This is a genomic window from Acidovorax sp. Leaf191, from assembly GCF_001424425.1.
Lineage (GTDB): Bacteria > Pseudomonadota > Gammaproteobacteria > Burkholderiales > Burkholderiaceae_C > Acidovorax.
Genome location: NZ_LMPT01000005.1, coordinates 155,478 through 172,810 on the forward strand (window position 1 = coordinate 155,478; position 17,333 = coordinate 172,810).

The 17,333-nt window shown below is 69.3% G+C and carries 17 protein-coding genes; 4 read left to right on the plus strand and 13 right to left on the minus strand.

The window, feature by feature from the left end:
• Positions 1-122: 122 nt before the first annotated feature.
• From ASG27_RS06310 to ASG27_RS06330, 5 genes are all read right to left on the minus strand, one after another.
• Positions 123-1,814, minus strand: a complete 1,692-nt coding sequence (locus ASG27_RS06310) for an MFS transporter (RefSeq protein WP_235503840.1) — start codon at positions 1,812-1,814, stop codon at positions 123-125.
• Entirely contained in the window at positions 1,804-2,202 is a 399-nt protein-coding gene (locus tag ASG27_RS06315) for a DoxX family protein (RefSeq protein WP_442854060.1), read from the minus strand. The genes ASG27_RS06310 and ASG27_RS06315 overlap by 11 nt, the downstream gene beginning before the upstream one ends.
• A gap of 14 nt (positions 2,203-2,216) precedes the next feature.
• Positions 2,217-4,127, minus strand: a complete 1,911-nt coding sequence (locus ASG27_RS06320) for an amidohydrolase (protein ID WP_056409954.1) — start codon at positions 4,125-4,127, stop codon at positions 2,217-2,219.
• Positions 4,128-4,286: 159 nt separating this feature from the next.
• The gene (locus ASG27_RS06325) at positions 4,287-4,988 is read right to left on the minus strand and encodes a hydrolase (RefSeq protein ID WP_056409957.1); all 702 of its coding nucleotides are present in this window, start codon (positions 4,986-4,988) and stop codon (positions 4,287-4,289) included.
• 137 nt (positions 4,989-5,125) lie between these two features.
• Complete coding sequence (locus tag ASG27_RS06330; RefSeq protein WP_056409962.1) at positions 5,126-5,854, minus strand: pirin family protein; 729 nt, start codon at positions 5,852-5,854, stop codon at positions 5,126-5,128.
• A 185-nt stretch (positions 5,855-6,039) separates the two neighbouring features.
• On the opposite strand from ASG27_RS06330, the gene ASG27_RS06335 reads away from it, so the two are divergent.
• Positions 6,040-6,942, plus strand: coding sequence for a LysR family transcriptional regulator (locus tag ASG27_RS06335; protein WP_010462967.1), 903 nt, complete (start codon positions 6,040-6,042; stop codon positions 6,940-6,942).
• Between the two features lie 257 nt (positions 6,943-7,199).
• Here the strand turns inward: ASG27_RS06335 and ASG27_RS06340 are convergent, their stop codons facing one another.
• From ASG27_RS06340 to ASG27_RS06365, 6 genes are all read right to left on the minus strand, one after another.
• Entirely contained in the window at positions 7,200-8,273 is a 1,074-nt protein-coding gene (locus ASG27_RS06340) for an alpha/beta hydrolase family protein (protein ID WP_235503841.1), read from the minus strand.
• Between the two features lie 239 nt (positions 8,274-8,512).
• A complete protein-coding gene (locus ASG27_RS06345; RefSeq protein WP_056409969.1) occupies positions 8,513-9,193 on the minus strand; it encodes a type 1 glutamine amidotransferase domain-containing protein in 681 nt (226 codons plus the stop codon).
• A 99-nt stretch (positions 9,194-9,292) separates the two neighbouring features.
• Complete coding sequence (locus ASG27_RS06350; RefSeq protein WP_056409971.1) at positions 9,293-10,456, minus strand: iron-containing alcohol dehydrogenase; 1,164 nt, start codon at positions 10,454-10,456, stop codon at positions 9,293-9,295.
• Between the two features lie 205 nt (positions 10,457-10,661).
• Entirely contained in the window at positions 10,662-11,015 is a 354-nt protein-coding gene (locus ASG27_RS06355; RefSeq protein WP_156371472.1) for a hypothetical protein, read from the minus strand.
• Positions 11,016-11,019: 4 nt separating this feature from the next.
• Positions 11,020-11,349, minus strand: a complete 330-nt coding sequence (locus ASG27_RS06360; RefSeq protein ID WP_156371473.1) for a hypothetical protein — start codon at positions 11,347-11,349, stop codon at positions 11,020-11,022.
• A gap of 200 nt (positions 11,350-11,549) precedes the next feature.
• The gene (locus ASG27_RS06365; protein ID WP_056409980.1) at positions 11,550-12,482 is read right to left on the minus strand and encodes a LysR family transcriptional regulator; all 933 of its coding nucleotides are present in this window, start codon (positions 12,480-12,482) and stop codon (positions 11,550-11,552) included.
• 160 nt (positions 12,483-12,642) lie between these two features.
• Between ASG27_RS06365 and ASG27_RS06370 the strand changes: the two genes are divergently transcribed.
• From ASG27_RS06370 to ASG27_RS06380, 3 genes are all read left to right on the plus strand, one after another.
• Complete coding sequence (locus ASG27_RS06370) at positions 12,643-13,665, plus strand: zinc-binding alcohol dehydrogenase family protein (protein ID WP_056409982.1); 1,023 nt, start codon at positions 12,643-12,645, stop codon at positions 13,663-13,665.
• Positions 13,666-13,810: 145 nt separating this feature from the next.
• On the plus strand, positions 13,811-14,224 hold the full coding sequence (locus tag ASG27_RS06375) for a VOC family protein (protein ID WP_056409985.1): 414 nt from the start codon (positions 13,811-13,813) through the stop codon (positions 14,222-14,224).
• A 57-nt stretch (positions 14,225-14,281) separates the two neighbouring features.
• Positions 14,282-14,839, plus strand: a complete 558-nt coding sequence (locus ASG27_RS06380) for a hypothetical protein (RefSeq protein ID WP_200912355.1) — start codon at positions 14,282-14,284, stop codon at positions 14,837-14,839.
• A gap of 99 nt (positions 14,840-14,938) precedes the next feature.
• Here the strand turns inward: ASG27_RS06380 and ASG27_RS06385 are convergent, their stop codons facing one another.
• Positions 14,939-15,919: a Bug family tripartite tricarboxylate transporter substrate binding protein gene (locus ASG27_RS06385; RefSeq protein WP_056165091.1), complete on the minus strand. Its 981-nt coding sequence runs from the start codon at positions 15,917-15,919 to the stop codon at positions 14,939-14,941.
• 374 nt (positions 15,920-16,293) lie between these two features.
• A complete protein-coding gene (locus ASG27_RS06390; RefSeq protein WP_056409986.1) occupies positions 16,294-17,307 on the minus strand; it encodes a fumarylacetoacetate hydrolase family protein in 1,014 nt (337 codons plus the stop codon).
• Positions 17,308-17,333: the final 26 nt, after the last annotated feature.

The window sequence follows — 17,333 nt, forward strand, 5'->3', positions numbered from 1 at the left end:
CAGTGGGGTGGGCAGGCAAAGCAGTCTCGTCACAGGTAGCACTGCATTATGAAACTCCTGGGCGAATAGCTGCGTGCGCTTGTCCACCAGGCTCTGGCAGTAAATTTTGTTTAGCGCCTGCCTCAGTGCGCCGGTGCGGAATGTGCAGGATCTGCATCCGCACTCTCCCCCGGCACTAACGCCAGAAAGTGATGCACCACCGGCCGCCCAGGCCCCTGGTGAAACCGCAGCGCCTCCGCCTGCAGGTCCGCATCCGCCTTGGACACGCGGTGGTGCTGGCGCAAATGCTCGGCCCAGGACTCGACCAGGAACCACTCGATCACGCGGCCCGGCTCGCCGGTGTGTTCGGCCACGCCCCAGGCGTAGGCGCCGTCGCGGCGGCGCTCCTGGGACAGGTGCTGCATGGCCTGCAGGAAGGCGGGCAGGTCGGGCTTGGCGATGCGGTACTCGATCTGCACCATCACCGGGCCCCGGTCGTGCGCGACGGGCTGGGCCATCAGGGGCTCGGGCCAGTGGTTGGAGGGCTGCAGGTCGGCCTCGCCGGTGGGCAGCTTCACGCGGTGAAAGATGAGCGACGCCACCACCAGCCCGGCCGCGCCCAGCAGCAGCGTGACCGGCAAGCCGGCCTGCCCCGCGATGAGGCCCCAGCCCAGGCTGCCGGCGGCCATCGCGCCGTTGAAGACCATGAGGTAGATGGCCAGGCCGCGGCCGCGCACCCAGTTGGGCAGCACGGCCTGGGCCACGCCGTTGAGGGTGGTCAGCGCGATGATCCAGCCCAGGCCCAGCACCAGCATCAGCGCCACGGCGGCCCACTGGGGCGGGGCCACGGTCAGCACGCCCATGACGGCGGCGGTGAGCAGGGATGCCAGCAACACCAGGCCGTCGGTGTCGAGCCGCTGGCGCAAGCGGGGCAGCAGCACGGCGCCCAGGATGGCGCCTGCGCCCACGGCGCCCAGCATCACGCCGTAAAAGCCTGCCGAGCCGCCCAGCATGCGGCGCGCCACCAGCGGCAGCAGCGCCCAGACGGAGCTGGCAAACAGGAAGAACACGGCGGCGCGCAGCAGCACCACATGCAGCTCGCGGCTGGCGCGGGCGTAGCGCACGCCGGCGCGGAAGGCGCCGAAGAACTGCTCGTTCAGGCCTGACGCCTCGGCCTTCGGGCGCTTCCACCACAGCAGCGCGGCGATCACGAACACATAGCTCAGCACGTCCAGGCCGTAGGCCATGGCCGCGCCGAAGCTCGCCAGCAGCAGGCCACCCGCCGCAGGGCCGATGGCGCGTGCGATGTTGATGCCCAGCGAGTTGAGCGCCACAGCGCTCTTGAGCTCGCTGCGCGGCACCAGCTCGGGCACGATGGACTGCCAGGTGGGACCCATGAGCGCGGCACCGATGCCGCCCACGAAGGTCAGCGCCACCAGCCACTCCACCGTCAGCATGTGGGTGTTGGCCAGGATGAGCAGCGTGCCGCTGACGGCCGCCAGCAACACCTGCACGCCGATGAGGAAGCGGCGGCGGTCCAGGATGTCCGACAGCACGCCCGCAGGGATGGCGAGCAGAAAGACGGGCAGCGTGGCGGCGGTCTGGATCAGCGCGACCGCGGTGGGGCTGGACGAGAGCTCGGTCACCATCCAGGCGCTGGCGACGTCGCGCATGAAGCTGCCGATGTTGCCCAGCACGGTGGCGGCCCAGAGCACCGCGAAGACGGGGATGGCCAGGGGAGCGAAGCTGCCGGATGCCGCGGGCGCTGTGGATGCCGTGGGCGCTGCAGCAGCGGGGGTGTGGTGGTGGTGATGATCGTGTTGGTTATTCGGCATGGCGGCCTCCGAGGTCGTGCCAGGCGACGAGCAGCATGCCGCCCACCAGGCCCCAGTGTTCAAAAAATGCGTTGGCGCTGCGCTGCCGATCGGCGGGCGGCGCGGCCCAGAAGCGGTCTGCCAGCAAGGCGGCCAGCACGGTAAAGCCCGCCAGGGCCAGCGCCCCGATCCAGCGGTACCAGCCCGACAGGATGAGCGCCGAGGCCGAAAGCTGCAGCACCAGCGTGGCAGCAGCGATGGGCGCGGCGGGCGCCAGACCGAGCGAGCGCACCTCGGCCACGGCGCCGGCAAAGTTGCGGGCCTTGCCGATGCCGCCCTGCAGGTAGGCGGCGCACAGGCACAGCAGCGCCAGCGTCTGCACCCAGGGCGCGGTGGCGGCAGTTTGCAATGCGTGCTGCACCGTCACACCGCCCAGCAGGCGCAGCCCAGCGCACCCCAAAAGCCCTGCAGGTCGGACACCGGCAGCTTGCTGCTCCAGGCCGTGGCGTGGGCGTGGCCGTGCAGGTTGCAGTTGCTGGCGCAACCGCAGTTCGCGGCCGCGTTGCGCAGCACGGCCTGCAGTGGCGCGCCGTCCGGCCCTCCCTGGGCGCCCCAGGCGCCCCAGGCGCCGTAGCCGCCGAAGGTGCGCACGGGCGACCAGTCGGGCATGGCGGGCGGCGGGGCCGCGTCGTCGAAGCGCGCGAAGTCGCCCACTCCATAGACCACCTTGCCGCCCACCACGGTGAGCAGGGCCGTGGTGTCGGCGATGTCGGACTCGGGGCAGGCAAAGAAGTCGCGGTCGGGCACGACCAAGTCGGCCAGCTGGCCCGCTTCGATGCGGCCCTTCTTGCCCTGCTCGTTGCTGAACCAGGTGACGTTCTCGGTCCACATGCGCAGGGCCTGGTCGCGGGTGAGGCAGTTGCGCTGCGGGGTGAGCTGCAGGCCGCCCACCGTCTTGCCGGTCACGAGCCAGGACAGCGACACCCAGGGGTTGTAGCTGGCCACGCGGGTGGCGTCGGTGCCGGCGGACACGTGGACGCCCTTCTCCAGCATGCGCTTGACCGGGGGCGTGGCCTCGGCCGCCGCGGCGCCGTAGCGCTCCACGAAGTATTCGCCCTGGTAGGCCATGCGGTGCTGCACGGCCACCCCGCCGCCCAGGGCGGCGATGCGGTCGATGGACTTTTCCGAGATGGTCTCGGCGTGGTCGAAGAACCAGTTCAGGCCGGCCAGCGGTGTGTCCTGGTTGACCTTTTCGAACACGTTGAGCGCGCGCTCGATGGTCTCGTCATACGTGGCGTGCATGCGCCAGGGCCAGCGGTTCTGCGCGAGGATGCGCACCACCTCTTCCAGCTCGCCTTCCATGCCGGGCGCGAGCTCGGGCTGGGGCTGGCGGAAGTCCTCGAAGTCGGCGGCGGAGAACACGAGCATCTCGCCCGCGCCGTTGTGGCGGAAGTAGTCCGTGCCCTGCTTGTACTGCGAGGTGGCCGTCCAGTTCAGGAAGTCTTCCTTCTCGTGCTGGGGCTTTTGCGTGAACAGGTTGTAGGCCAGGCGGATGGTGAGCTGGTCGGCATCGGCCAGCTCCTGGATCACGTCGTAGTCATCCGGGTAGTTCTGCATGCCGCCGCCCGCGTCGATGGCGCCGGTCACGCCCAGGCGGTTGAGCTCGCGCATGAAGTGGCGCGTGGAGTTGACCTGGTAGTCGTGCGGCAGCTTGGGGCCCTTGGCCAGCGTGGCATACAGGATGGCCGCATTGGGCTTGGCCAGCAGCAGGCCCGTGGGGTTGCCCGCGCTGTCGCGCACGATCTCGCCACCGGGCGGTGCGGGCGTGTCCTTGCCGTAGCCCACGGCGCGCAGCGCGGCGCCGTTGAGCAGCGCGCGGTCGTACAGGTGCAGGATGAACACGGGCGTGTCGGGCGCCACGGCGTTCAGCTCGGCCAGCGTGGGCAGGCGCTTTTCCGCAAACTGGTGTTCGGTGAAGCCGCCCACCACGCGCACCCACTGCGGGGCGGGCGTCACCGCCACCTGGGCTTTGAGCATGGCCATGGCATCGGCCAGGCTCTTCACCCCGTCCCACCGCAGCTCCATGTTGAAGTTGAGGCCGCCGCGGATGATGTGCAGGTGGTTGTCGATGAGCCCCGGCAGCACGCTGCGCCCGCCCAGGTCGATGACCCGCGTGCCCGCACCGGCCAGGGCCATCACCTCGCGGTCGTCACCCACCTTGGTGAAGCGCCCTTGCGCAATGGCGACCGCGCTGGCCGTGGGGTTGGCGCGGTCCAGCGTGGTGAAGCGCCCGTTGCGCAGGATGAGGTCGGGAGCGGTGGCAGGTTGGTTCATGTCTTGGGGCTCAGAGAATTTCAGCAATGGCAGAGCGCAAAAAGGGTGCAGTGGCCGTAGCAAGCGGCCCTGGCCTGCACCGAGGACCGCAGCCGTACAAGCGTACGGCGAGAACCGCAGGTGCGGGATCGGGTCGCGCAGTAGGCTGATGCGCCCTTTTTAACCTTCGTGGGCGTTGAACATGGTCTTGGCGTAGGTGATGCCCAGGCCATAGCCCCCGCCGAACTTCTTGGCGATGCCCGTCGTCATGTCGTACGTCTCGCCCCGTGCCCAGTCGCGCTGCAGCTCCAGCAGGTACTGCAGCGCCGTAATGGGCCGCGCGCCGGCCTGCACCATGCGCTCCATGGCGCGGTTGTGGGCTTCGGCCGAGATGTCGCCGCTGGCGTCGGCGATCACATACACCTCGAAGCCCTGGTCCAACGCCGACAGCGCCGGGCCCACGATGCACACGCTGGTCCACAGGCCGGCCAGCACGATGCGCGGCTTGCCGATGGCGTTGACACGGGCGATCACGGCCTCGTCTTCCCAGGTGTTCATGGAGGTGCGGTCCAGCAGCGCCTGGTCGGGGAACGGTGCGGTCACTTCCTCGAACATGGGGCCGCTGAAGCTCTTCTCAGACACCGTGGTGAGGATGGTGTCCACCCCAAACCCGGCGGCTGCACTGGCCACCAGGCCGGCGTTGGAGCGCAGCGTGATCGCGTCGATGGAGTGCGTGGCAAAGGCCATCTGCGACTGGAAGTCGATCATGACCAGGGTGTGGTCGTCGGCGTTCAGCAGCGTGGCGCCGGGCTTGGCGTAGGCGACGGGGCGGGCGGCGTTGGCGCTGGCAGTCGTGGTCGTGGTCGTGTTGGCGTGGGTCATGGTGAACTCCCTGGAAATTGAAGATGGAGGTGCGTCGAGAAGAACAAACAAAAAAACGAGACAAGGCAATGCGGCGGCCCGGGGCGCAAGGGATGGGCGGCATCGCCCACCCCGCTCCTCAGCGGCGCCCCATCCGCTCAGTGCGGCATCGTGGGCAGCTCGTTGGGCCGCAGGTCGAACACCAGCACCTCGGCGCCTTCGCCGTTAGCGAAGCGCAGGGCCCCGGCGTCGCGGATGCGGGCGCCGTCGCCTTCGGACAGCCGCTCGCCGTTCACCTCCAGGCTGCCCCGGGCCACGTGCACATACACGTTGCGGCCTGGGCCCACGTCCAGATCGGCCGACTCATCGCTGCCGTCGAACAAGCCAGCATAGACCCGGGCGTCCTGGTGCACGGCCAGCGATCCGTCGGCCCCTTCGGGCGAGATGATCTGGCGCAGGCGGCCGCGCTTGTCGTCTTCGCTGAAGTGCACCTGCTGGTAGCGGGGTGCGGCGCCGCGGGCACCGGGCACGATCCAGATCTGCAGGAAGTGCACGGGCTCAACGCCCGAGTGGTTGAACTCGCTGTGGCGCACGCCGGTGCCAGCGCTCATCATCTGCACGTCGCCGGGGCGGATGACCGAGCCGGTGCCCATGGAGTCCTTGTGCTCCAGCGCGCCTTCCAGCACGTACGAGAAGATTTCCATGTCGCGGTGCGGGTGGGTGCCGAAGCCCTTGCCGGGAGCCACGCGGTCGTCGTTGATGACCAGCAGGTCGGAGAAGCCTTGCTGATTGGCGTCGTGGTAGTGGCCGAACGAGAAGGTGTGGCGCGAATGGAGCCAGCCGTGGTTGGCGTTGCCGCGGTGTTGGGCTTTGCGGATGTCGAGCATGGTGTCTTCCTTTCAATGTCTGTCGATGAATTTCACACTGGGTGTCCGGTTTGAAATCTGCTGGCTTTCATTGGGCATCAGTGCTGCGATGGATGAAGTATCCGGCGCATGGCAGGGCATCAGGTTGAAAGGTTTGGCCATCCATCATCGATAATTTCGATGATTGAAATTCCGGGCCTGTTGCCATGCTGAAACTCTCCCTCGAAGCCATCGAACTGGTGGATGCGATTGCCCGCTACGGCTCGTTCGCGGGCGCCTCGGAGCGGCTGCACAAGGTGCCGTCCACCATCTCCTACGCAGTGGGCAAGCTCGAGGAGCAACTGGGCCTGGCCCTGTTCACCCGCAACGGCCCGCGCGTGACGCTCACGCCCGCGGGGCACGAGCTGCTCAAGGAGGGCCGCTGGCTGCTGGCCTCGGCGCGGCAGCTCGAATCGCGCCTGCGGCAGATAGCCACCGGGTTCGAGTCCGAGCTGCGGCTGGTGCACGACTCGCTGATACCCACCAGCGCATTCAACGACGACATCGCGGCCTTTGAGGGGCTGAACTGCGGCACGCGCCTGCGCATCGGCTGCGAGGCGCTCACAGGCACCTGGGAGGCGCTGCGCGACGGGCGCGCCGACATCATCGTGGCGGCGGGCGAAGGCCCGGCCGGCGGCGGCTACAAGGCCGTGGCGGTGGGCAGCCTGGACTTCGTGTTCTGCGTGACCGCGTCGCACCCGCTGGCGCGCCTGGGCCGGCCGCTCACGCGCAGCGACCTGCTGGAGCACACGGCCGTGGTGGTGGGCGACGGGGCGCGCACGCTGTCGGACCGCACGGTGGGCCTGCTGTCGGGCCAGCGGCGCATCACCGTGCCGTCGATGCAGGCCAAGATCGCCTGCCAGGCCGCCGGGCTGGGCCACGGCTTCGTGCCGCGCGCCTGCGTGCGGGTGGAGCTGGAAAACGGCATCCTGGTGGAGGTGCCGGTGGAGGAGCCCCGGGCCGATGAGACCTTCTGGCTGGCCTGGAAGCCCGAGCACCGGGGCGAGGCGCTCAAGTGGTGGTGCGAGCGGCTGGCCCGGCCGCTGCTGCCCGGAATCCTGCCGTACTAGGGATCCGCTGCACGAATCGAGCTGCCAAGTGTGCGCTGCGGATCGGGATGGAGTGCAAGGCGCAAAACGCAGCAATAGCCGTAGCTATTGCGAGTATTTGCAACGTCGCAGGCCGCCCGAGACCGCAGATGCACACGGCGCGATGATTCGTGCAGAGGATCCCTAGGGGCCCGGCGGAAGTATTCACTACACTTTTGATAGCTGCTTGCGCTTACCAGGCAAGCGGTAGGCAGCTTTTCTATCTCAAAACATCAGGCTCAGCGCCACTGCTGCGCGAAGAACTGCACCACCTGCGCCTCCAGCACCGCGTGGTAGGCCACGCGGTCGAAGCCCGCCGGGTTGGCGGCGGCGTCGCCCGCGTCGGACGGCAGGCTCTGGCTGGGCTGGGCCATGAAGGCGAAGTGGCCGGCACCCGGCACGGTGTCCGCCCGCGCGGTGGCCAGATTCGCGGCCACCAGCCCGCCGTGGTACTTGCCCGTCAGCACGGCATCCTGCTCGGCCACCCGCAGCAGCACCGGCACGGTCACGGCTTTGAGGCTCTCGGGGGTGAACACCACGGCCATGGGCGCCAGGGCGACGACGGCGCGGATGCGTGGGTCGGGCACGGAGACCAGGGCGCCGTCCGGCACCACGTTGGCGGGCGTGGCCGTGTTGGCAGCGACGACCGGCTGCGGCGTCTTGGGGCCCTGGGCCAGGCCGCAGAAGCCGGGGTCGTCCTGCACGCTGCGGCAGTGCTGGGCGGCGCGGGCGGGCTCGGCCTGCGCGCCGGCCAGGGCCAGCACGGTGTAGCCGCCGGCCGAGTGGCCCAGTGCGCCGATGCGGCCGGCGGGGATGCGGGGCCCCCACTCGGGGCTGGCCAGCAGCGCGTCGAGCACGCGGCTGACCTGGCGCGGGCGCTCGCCGAAGTAGCGGCCCGAGGTGATCATGGAGCGGTCCTGCCAGTTGTCGCCCGGGTGGCGCACGGCGGCCACGAGGTAGCCCTCGGCCGCCAGGCGCGTGGCCAGGTTGTGGTGCGCGAGTTCATTGCCGCCCGTGCCGTGCGACACCAGGATCAGCCCCTTGAGCGGCTCGGCCGACACGGGCGCGCCCAGGCCGACCACCGGGCGCCAGGGGCCCAGCTGCACCACGCCCGCGCTGCGCACGGTGGGGTAGAACAGCGCGACGTTGATCGGCTCGTCACCGGGCACGACCAGGGTGCGCAGGCCGGCGTGCTGGGCCGATGCGGGAGCTGCCAGTGCGGCCAGCGCCACGAACGCGGTGGCCGCCACCGGCCGGATGTGCCGCGCTGCCCACCGCAGGGCGAGGGAAAGAAGAACAAGGAGGAGGATCACGGTGCGCCTTTCGTCTTGGAGTGCCAGGGGCCGCGACCGTGGAGTGACGGTCGGTGCGGCATGGCGGCACTGTAGGCACCGCGGGCCGGCAGCGGCAGCGGCATGCGACGAAATGCAAGGGCGCTGCGCGAAACGGCAGGCGAGGGGCGCGAGCCGTGCGCGAACCGGGCGTTAACGCGCGCTGGGTGGGCGGGTGGTGGCCCGTGCGGGTGGCCGGCCTGCCAGCCGCCCGGTGGGCATCAACCCAGCGCTTTGAGCAGCGCCTGCGCCGCCGGCTCCGACGACGCCGGGTTCTGCCCGGTGATCAGCAGCCCGTCGGTGACGACGTGCGGCTGCCAGTCGGCCTGCTTGGTGTACAGGCCGCCGTGCGACATGAGCATGTTCTCCACCAGGAAGGGCACGACGTCCGTCAGGCCCGCAGCGGCCTCCTCGCCGTTGGTGAAGCCCGTCACGTTCTTGCCGCGCACCAGGGGCGTGCCGTCTGCCGCCTTGACGCCGCGCAGCACGCCGGGCGCGTGGCACACGGCCGCCAGGGGCTTGCCGGCGGCCAGGGTGGCCTCGATGAGAGCGATGGACTGCGTGTCGTACGCCAGGTCCCACAGCGGGCCGTGGCCGCCGGGGTAGAACACGGCGTCGAACCGGGCCGCGTTCACTTCGGACAGCTTCAGGGTGCTGGCCAGGTGCGCCTGGGCGGCGGCATCGCCCTTGAAGCGGCGCGTGGCATCGGTCTGCGCATCGGGGGCATCGCTCTTGGGGTCCAGCGGGGGCTGGCCGCCCTGGGGCGATGCCAGGGTCACCTCGGCCCCCGCATCCTTGAAAACGTAGTACGGGGCGGCGAACTCTTCCAGCCAGAAGCCGGTTTTCTTGCCGGTGTCGCCCAACTCGCTGTGGGACGTGAGAACCATGAGGATGTGGGCCATTGCGATCCCTTTCTGGGGGTGAGGTGAAACGTCAAGCCGCCCACCGTACCCGCAATCCGCGCAGATACGCCCTGGCGCGGCGCAGGTTGCGGCGTTGGCTTACAGCGCCGCTTCGAGAATGCGCCGGCTCACGGCGGGCGTGATCTCGCGCTGCTCGCCCAGCGTGAGCATGCCGTGCGCCTCCAGCTGCGCCACCACGGCGCCCACGGTGTCGGCGCCCAGGCCGTAGCCCGACAGGCGCGTGGCGATGCCCATGCTTTCAAAGAAGCCGCGCGTGCGGTCGATGGCGGCGGTGATGCGCTCGTCGTCGGTGCCGGTGGTGATGCCCCACACGCGCTCGCCGTACTGCAGCAGTTTGGCGCGCTTAGCACCCCGGCGCTCGTGCAGCAGCGCGGGCAGCACGATGGCCAGCGTGCGCGCGTGGTCGATGCCATGCAGCGCGGTGAGCTCGTGGCCGATCATGTGCGTGGCCCAGTCCTGCGGCACGCCCGCGCCGATCAGGCCGTTGAGCGCCATGGTGGCCGCCCACATGAGGTTGGCGCGGTCGTCGTACACGGGCTCGGGGGCAGCCAGCAGGCGCGGGCCGATCTCGATCAGCGTCTGCAAAATGCCCTCGGCAAAACGGTCCTGCACGGGCGCGTTGACCGGGTAGGTGAGGTACTGCTCCACCGTGTGCACAAACGCATCGACCACGCCGTTGGCCAACTGCTGGGGCGGCAGGGTGTAGGTCTTGGTGGGGTCGAGCACCGAGAACACGGGGTAGGTGTGATTGCTGCCAAAGGCCAGCTTGGCGCCTTTGGCACGGTGGGAGATGACGCCGCCGTTGTTCATCTCGGAGCCCGTGGCGGGCAGCGTGAGCACGGCGCCGAAGGGCAGCGCGGCGGTGACGTTGCGGCCGTGCTTTTCCAGAATGGCCCAGGGGTCGCCGCCTTCGAACTTGACGGCCGCGGCGATGAACTTCACGGCATCGATCACCGAGCCTCCGCCCACCGCAAGCAGAAAGTCGAACCCGCCGCCCTGGATCTGCGCCACGGCCTTCATCGAGGTTTCGTAGCTGGGGTTGGGTTCGATGCCGCTGAAGGTGGCGTGCTGGCGGCTGGCCAGCGCCGTGCGCACCTCGGCCAACGTGCCGGTCTTCTCGGCACTGGCGCCGCCCACGAGGATGAGCACCTTGGCCGCGGCGGGCACGAGCTTGTCCAGGTCGGCGATGCGGCCCTGGCCGAAGGCGATGTGGGTGGGGTTGTGGAAGTCGAAGTTCAGCATGGCAATCCTGGCAGTCCTTGGGTGGGGGGTGCATTGTGTCGCTGGCGTGCCCGGCTTGCCGGTCGCCTTGGCAACAACACGGACAGGCCCGGGGGCACTTCGGGACGGGCCTGCGATGGTGCGCGCGCTGTGGTTACCGCCACAAACCACCAACCGCCAACCACCCAGCGCTCAAGCCCCGCCCTGCCCCGCCCACCCTGACGACCTATCGCACCACCACCAGCACCACGAACCCCACCAGCAACAAGATCGCCAGGGCCACCACGCCTGCGGTGCCTGCCGTCAGCACCTTGACGAGCCAGGCCCAACCGCCGCCCTGCGCGCCATGGCGGCGCAGGGCGCTCCAGCCCCGCAGCAGCAGGACCAGCGTGACGCACAGGGTGCACAGCAGCATGCCGAAAGCCATCGCCACGCAGCCCAGGCCGAACGTGCCGCAGGCCATGGACTGCCCAAAACCGCTGGCCATGGCCACCGAGGCACCCAGCCCTACGGCCAGCACGCCCCACCCGGCCCAGACCGCGCCGGGTACGCGAAACGCTGAAGGGGTGACAGGTGCCATGGGGTCAGTCCCTGGCCGGCTGCCAGGGCAGCGCAGGGTCGGTGAAGGCGGGCTGCCACAGGTCGGCATAGACCGGGAACGCCTGCCTGCGGGTCTCGTCGGACTCCAGCTCGACCGATGCATCGTCGAGCCCGCGCAGGCTCCAGTCGGCCAGCACCGCGTAGCGGCGCTGCGCGGTGTCGATCAGCACCGTGTGCAGGGCGTGGGTCGTGCAGCCCACATAACGCCCGCCGGGGCTCACCAGGAAGTAGTCCACATCGCCGGGCTGCAGGGCGGCCAGCGGCAGGGCGCGGCGCAATGCGTCGGTCCATTCGGGTGGGACGGGTACGGACATGAAAGCGGCGGGTTCCTGGTGGGCGGTGGACTTGTCGCGCGGCACAGGGGGCCCGGCGGTGACCGACTGTAGCGGCAAGCGTACGAACATTGCACAAACACCGCACGGCCACCGCACGGAAGGCGCCGGATGCGGCCTTGTGCGCTGGGCACCGGCGCTGCCATGGCACCTGCGGCCAGGGTGGGGGCAGCCGTCTGTACTTACCCTACCCGTGCAGGGCCCGGCGCCGCACTGGCCAGCGACTGCAGCCGCTCGGCCATGAAGTCCCGCAGCGCACGCACCAGCGGCGTGATCTGGTGGCGGCTGGGCGCCACCAGGTACAGCGGCACGGCTTCGGTCTCAAAGCCCGGGCACAGCGGCACCAGGCGTCCGGCGGCCAGGTCGTCGGCCACGTCGAAGTACGACTTGTAGGCAATGCCCCGGCCCAGCACGGCCCAGCGGCGCACGGCGTCGCCGTCGTTGGCCACGTTGCGGCTGCGCACGCGCACCAGCACCTCCTGGCCCGCCGCGTCCCAGAAGCGCCAGCGGTCGTGCACGTCGCTGCCGAGCATGAAGCACAGGCAGGCGTGGTCGGCCAGCGCCTGCGGCGCGTCCGGCGCGCCGTGGGCCTGCACATAGGCCGGCGCGGCGCACAGCACGCGCCGGTGGTCGGGCGCCAGGGGCAGCGCCACCAGGCCGGAGTCCTGCGGCTTGCCGTAGCGAAAGGCTGCGTCCACGGGCTCGCTGTAGACATTGGCCACGCGGTCGGACAGCTGCAGACGGATGTCGACGCCCGGGTGCTCCGCCTGGAATGCGTCCAGCCAGGGCAGCAGCACGTTGCGCCCCAGGTCGGACGGCGCCGCCAGTTGCAGCGTGCCTTCGAATGCACTGGCGCGCCCACCCTGCAGTTGGCCGCGCACCTGGTGCAGCGCGGCCAGTGCGGGGCGGCAGTGCTCGAGGAACAGCGCGCCCTGCTGCGTGAGCCGCAGGCTGCGGGTGGACCGCACGAAGAGCGCCACGCCCAGCTCCGCCTCCAGGCGCTTGAGGGCGGCGCTGGCCGCTGCGGGCGTGAGGTCGAGCGCCCGCGCGGTGGCCGACAGGCTGCCGCTGTCCACGGTGCGCACGAAGATGTCGAGGTCTTGCAGGCTTTTCATGGGGTCTTGTCTGAGAGGTGGCGGGAGCGACGGCAACCGGTATTTTCAAATTTTCATTGAATATGAATTCAATTGCCTGCCTATTTGCAAACATGCCCACAAACCCGACCATTGCTTCACTCGCTTCACCCCATTGTTTGACCACCCCGGAGTCCTCCCCATGAAAGCCATCGGCTACACCCACCCAGGCCCCATCGACCGCCCCGACGCCCTGCTCGACATCACCCTGCCCGACCCCGTGGCCACCGGCCGCGACCTGCTGGTGGAGGTGCATGCGGTGTCGGTCAACCCCGTGGACACCAAGGTGCGCAACAGCAGCGCACGCAGCGGCGACGGCCCCGACCACAAGGTGCTGGGCTGGGACGCCAGCGGCATCGTGCGCGCGGTGGGCCCGGACGTGACGCTCTTTGCGCCCGGCGACCGCGTCTGGTACGCCGGCTCCATTGCCCGCCCCGGCACCAACAGCCAACTGCACCTGGTGGACGAGCGCATCGTCGGCCACGCCCCGAAGTCGCTGGACTTTGCCGAGGCCGCCGCACTGCCGCTAACCACCATCACCGCGTGGGAGCTGCTGTTCGACCGCCTGGGCGTGGCGCCTGGCAAGCAGCCCACCCACAAGACCCTGCTCATCATCGGCGCAAGCGGCGGCGTGGGCTCCATCCTCACGCAGCTGGCGGCGCGGCTGACGAGCCTCACGGTGATCGGCACCGCATCGCGCCCCGAGACGCAGGCCTGGGTGCGCGACCTGGGCGCCCACCACGTCATCGACCACAGCAAGCCCCTGACGCAGGAGCTGGCGCGCATCGGCCACCCCGCGGTGGACATCATCGTGAGCCTCACGCAGACCGACGCGCATTTCGACCAGATCGTGGAGGCCATCGCGCCGCAGGGCCAGTTCGCGCTGATCGACGACCCGGTGTCGCTCGACGTGACGAAATTCAAACGCAAGTCGGTGTCGGTGCACTGGGAGCTGATGTTCACGCGCGCGCTGTTCGGCACCGACGACATGGTCGGCCAGCACCGGCTGCTGACCGAGGTGGCGCAGCTGGTGGACGCAGGCTTGATCCGCACGACGCTGGACCAGCGCTTCGGCACCATCAACGCCGAGAACCTCCAGCGCGCGCACGCGCTGATCGAAAGCGGCAAGGCCCGCGGCAAGCTGGTGCTGGAGGGGTGGAACTGACGGGACCTGGCCCGGCAGCGACGGGAGGCTGCGCCACCGGACGGGGCGTTTTGATGCTTGCCACCGACACTGTATTTAAATACAGTGTCGGTGATGCATGAAGAGAACCGAGACATGCACGCCCTACCCCCAAAGGAGCACTCCCATGATCGACCATATGACCTTCCGCGTGACCGACATCGCGCGCGCCAAACAGTTCTACAGCGCCGCCATGGCACCCCTGGGCTACAGCCTGTCCTTTGAGGGCAACTACGGCTCGAACATGCTGGGCTTTGCCTACCCCGATGCGTCCGAGCCCGACGGCAAGAAGGCCGACGTGTGGTTCATCGACGGCCCCTCGCCCTACGGCGGCGCACCGGCCACGACGGGCTGCCACCTGGCGTGGCGCGCGCCCAACCGGGCGCAGGTGGACGCCTTCTACGCCGCGGCCATCGCCGCGGGCGGCAAAGACAACGGAGCCCCTGGCTTGCGCACCGACTACCACGAGCACTACTACGGCGCTTTCGTCATCGACCCCGAAGGCAACAACGTGGAAGCGGTGTGCCACCTGCCGGAGTAGGCAGGCACAGGGCAAAATCGCGGCGCGAACGGCACCCGCCGCCAGAAGCATCCGCCCATGAACCCCGACGAGAGAACCGCAGCAAGGCGCCCGCGCAGGAAGGAGCCGCTCTACCGCAAGGTGAACACCACCGCGCACCGCGTGCACCACGGCCGGGGCGGGGACTTCAGCGATGACCGGAATGCGCGCGCCACCCAGGGCGATGAGCCGGTGCGCAGCCCCATGCACGGGCGGCGCCAGCTAGGGCTCGACTACACCCCGCTGTTCAGGTTTTTGATCTCGAAGGTGGGCGCACCGTGGGACGGCGTGTACAGCGAGGCCCTGGCGCGGCTGGACCGCCCCGACCCGATCTTCTGGCTGGTGGCGCGCCGCCCGAACGAGCGGCGCCGGTATGTGCTGGTCGGTGAATCGAGTTACTACAACGGCCTGTACGTGGATGATGCAGGGACGCTGCAGTTGGTCGACCAGGTGGTCGGCCCGTCCAGCCTGGTGCCCCGGTGCCGGTGCTGCACCCACACCTTCAATGGCACGCCGTTCACCCGACCCTTCGCGGGCTTTTATGCACCGCTGGACCCGGATGCGGAAGCAAGCGAAGCGCCCGAGACGGAAGGTTGAAGGCACATGGCGTGGCAGCCCCCGCCACGCGCTGTCTTGCCCCTGGGGCGATGGCACGCAGACCGGGGGCGGCCCCCCCGGTCTGCGCGACCAGTCCGGTCAGTCCAGCTTCACCCCGGCGGCCTTGATGATCTCGCCCCAGCGCTTGGACTCGGCACGTGCCATGGCGCGGAACTGCTCGGGCGTGCCGGGCAGGGCTTCCATGCCGAAGTCGTTCATGCGCTTGACCACGGCGGGGTTGAGCAGGGCCTTGTTCAGGTCGCCGTTGAGGCGCGCCGTGATGGCCGCGGGCAAACCGGCGGGCGCCAGGATGCCCTGGAAGGCGAATACCTCGGTGTTGGGCACACCGGCTTCGGCCAGCGTGGGCACGTCTGGCAGCGCAGCCACGCGCTTGGCCGAGCCGATGGCCAGCGCACGCACCTTGCCCGAGGTGATCACGGGCAGGCCGGCGGCCAGGTCCAGGAACATGCAGGGCACCTGCCCGCCCATCACGTCCTGCAGCGCAGGCGCGGCGCCCCGGTAGGGGATGTGGGTGAGGAAGGTCTTGGTGCGGTTCTTGAACATCTCCATCGCCAGGTGGTGCGGCGAGCCGTTGCCGGGCGATGCGTAGTTGAGCTTGCCGGGGTTGGCGCGCGCGTAGGCCAGGAATTCCTTCACCGTCTTGGCTTCGAACGCGGGGTTGACCACGAGCGCCAGCGGAAAGCGGCTGATGCCGCCCACGTAGGTGAAGTCTTTCTCGGGGTTGAACGGCAGCTTGGTGAACAGGTGCTCGTTGAAAGCCAGCACGGCGTTGTCGGCCGACATGAAGGTGTTGCCGTCGGGCTTGGCCGTGGCCACCATCTGCGCGCCGATGTTGGTGGACGCGCCGGGGCGGTTGTCCACGATGATCTGCTGGCCCAGCGTCTGGCGCATGGCCTCGGCCACGGTGCGCGCCAGCACGTCGGTGCCGCCGCCGGCCGGGTACGGCACGACCCAGCGCAGGGGCTGGTCGGGCCACGCGGACTGCTGGGCTGCGGCCCAGGGAGCGGCGGAGGTGGCGCCTGCGGCGGCCAGGGCGGACAAGAGGGTTCTGCGTTGCATGGGGTTGTCTCCTTGTGGTTACTATTGATTTGATAGCTGCCAACGCTTGACTGTCAAGCGGTAGGGCCTGTTTTTATGGGCACTTTGCACCGACTGCGGGAGCCTGGGGCTGAACACGGGATTCGATTGATCGGCCCTGGCTTCGACTGGCTCAGCCCGAACGGGTGGGAGGTGGGCTGGCAGGCGCATCCCGAACGGGTGGGAGGTGGGCTGGCAGGCGCATCCCGAAGGACGCGCGGTGCGCACGGTGCGCCCTGCTGGGCAAGGCCGCTGCACATGCGCCGCTACCGCTGCCGCTACGGATACCGCTACCGATACCAGCAGCCACTGGCTGCGGCGATGGTTGCAGTGGCAGTGGCAGTGGCCGTCGCGGCTCAGGCTTCAGGCGCTGCGACCGTCTGGTCGATGGCGCCGAAGATGCTCGCGCCGTCCTTGCCCTTGACCTCGATGCGGATGGTGTCGCCGAACTTCATGAAGTCGGTGCTGGGCTTGCCGTCCTGGATGGTCTCGATGCAGCGCTTTTCGGCGATGCAGCTGTAGCCCTTGGGCCATTCGGTGCGGCCGCTGGCGTCGGTAACGCCCTTGTTGCTCACGGTGCCGCTGCCGATGATGGAGCCGGCGCGCAGGTTGCGCGTCTTGGCGACGTGGGCGATGAGCTGGCCGAAGTGGAAGGTCATCTCGGGGCCGGCGTCGCACATGCCGACCTTGCGGCCGTTCCAGGTGGACTGCACGGTCAGGTGCACGCGGCCGTGGTCCCAGGCGTCGCCCAGCTCGTCCAGCGTGACGGCCACGGGGCCGAAGGCGGTGGCGGGCTTGCTCTGGAAGAAGCCGAAGCCCTTGGCCAGTTCGGCCGGGATGAGGTTGCGCAGGCTCACGTCGTTGGCGATCATCACCAGGCGGATGCCGTCCAGCGCCTGGTCGGCGTTGGTGCCCATCTTCACGTCGCCGGTGATGACGGCGATCTCGGCCTCGAAGTCGATGCCCATGGCTTCGCTCGGAACCACCACGTCGTCACGCGGGCCGATGAAGTCGTCGCTGCCGCCCTGGTACATCAGCGGGTCGGTGTAGAAGCTCTCCGGCACTTCGGAGTTGCGCGCTTTTCGCACCAGTTCGACGTGGTTGATGTACGCCGAGCCGTCAGCCCACTGGTACGCACGCGGCAGCGGGGCCATGCACTGGGCGGGGTCGAAGGGGAAGGCGTGGCGCGCGCGGCCGCTGTTGAGCTGGTCGTACAGGTCCTGCAGCTGGGGCGAGAGGAAGCCCCAGTCGTCCAGCACCTGCTGCAGCTTGCTGGCAATGCCGGTCGCATAATGGGCCGTGCCCAGATCGCGGGAGACAACGACCAGTTGGCCGTCGCGCGAGCCGTCTTTGTAGGTAGCAAGTTTCATGGTGGCAGGACCTTTGTCTCAGGGTG

What these genes read in the sequence shown, in the direction of transcription:
- ASG27_RS06310 (WP_235503840.1), bottom strand. Translation starts at nt 1,814, where the DNA reads ATGCCGAATAACCAACACGATCATCACCACCACCACACCCCCGCTGCT.
- ASG27_RS06320 (WP_056409954.1), bottom strand. Translation starts at nt 4,127, where the DNA reads ATGAACCAACCTGCCACCGCTCCCGACCTCATCCTGCGCAACGGGCGC.
- ASG27_RS06325 (WP_056409957.1), bottom strand. Translation starts at nt 4,988, where the DNA reads ATGACCCACGCCAACACGACCACGACCACGACTGCCAGCGCCAACGCC.
- ASG27_RS06330 (WP_056409962.1), bottom strand. Translation starts at nt 5,854, where the DNA reads ATGCTCGACATCCGCAAAGCCCAACACCGCGGCAACGCCAACCACGGC.
- ASG27_RS06335 (WP_010462967.1), top strand. Translation starts at nt 6,040, where the DNA reads ATGCTGAAACTCTCCCTCGAAGCCATCGAACTGGTGGATGCGATTGCC.
- ASG27_RS06345 (WP_056409969.1), bottom strand. Translation starts at nt 9,193, where the DNA reads ATGGCCCACATCCTCATGGTTCTCACGTCCCACAGCGAGTTGGGCGAC.
- ASG27_RS06350 (WP_056409971.1), bottom strand. Translation starts at nt 10,456, where the DNA reads ATGCTGAACTTCGACTTCCACAACCCCACCCACATCGCCTTCGGCCAG.
- ASG27_RS06355 (WP_156371472.1), bottom strand. Translation starts at nt 11,015, where the DNA reads ATGGCACCTGTCACCCCTTCAGCGTTTCGCGTACCCGGCGCGGTCTGG.
- ASG27_RS06360 (WP_156371473.1), bottom strand. Translation starts at nt 11,349, where the DNA reads ATGTCCGTACCCGTCCCACCCGAATGGACCGACGCATTGCGCCGCGCC.
- ASG27_RS06365 (WP_056409980.1), bottom strand. Translation starts at nt 12,482, where the DNA reads ATGAAAAGCCTGCAAGACCTCGACATCTTCGTGCGCACCGTGGACAGC.
- ASG27_RS06370 (WP_056409982.1), top strand. Translation starts at nt 12,643, where the DNA reads ATGAAAGCCATCGGCTACACCCACCCAGGCCCCATCGACCGCCCCGAC.
- ASG27_RS06375 (WP_056409985.1), top strand. Translation starts at nt 13,811, where the DNA reads ATGATCGACCATATGACCTTCCGCGTGACCGACATCGCGCGCGCCAAA.
- ASG27_RS06380 (WP_200912355.1), top strand. Translation starts at nt 14,282, where the DNA reads ATGAACCCCGACGAGAGAACCGCAGCAAGGCGCCCGCGCAGGAAGGAG.
- ASG27_RS06385 (WP_056165091.1), bottom strand. Translation starts at nt 15,919, where the DNA reads ATGCAACGCAGAACCCTCTTGTCCGCCCTGGCCGCCGCAGGCGCCACC.
- ASG27_RS06390 (WP_056409986.1), bottom strand. Translation starts at nt 17,307, where the DNA reads ATGAAACTTGCTACCTACAAAGACGGCTCGCGCGACGGCCAACTGGTC.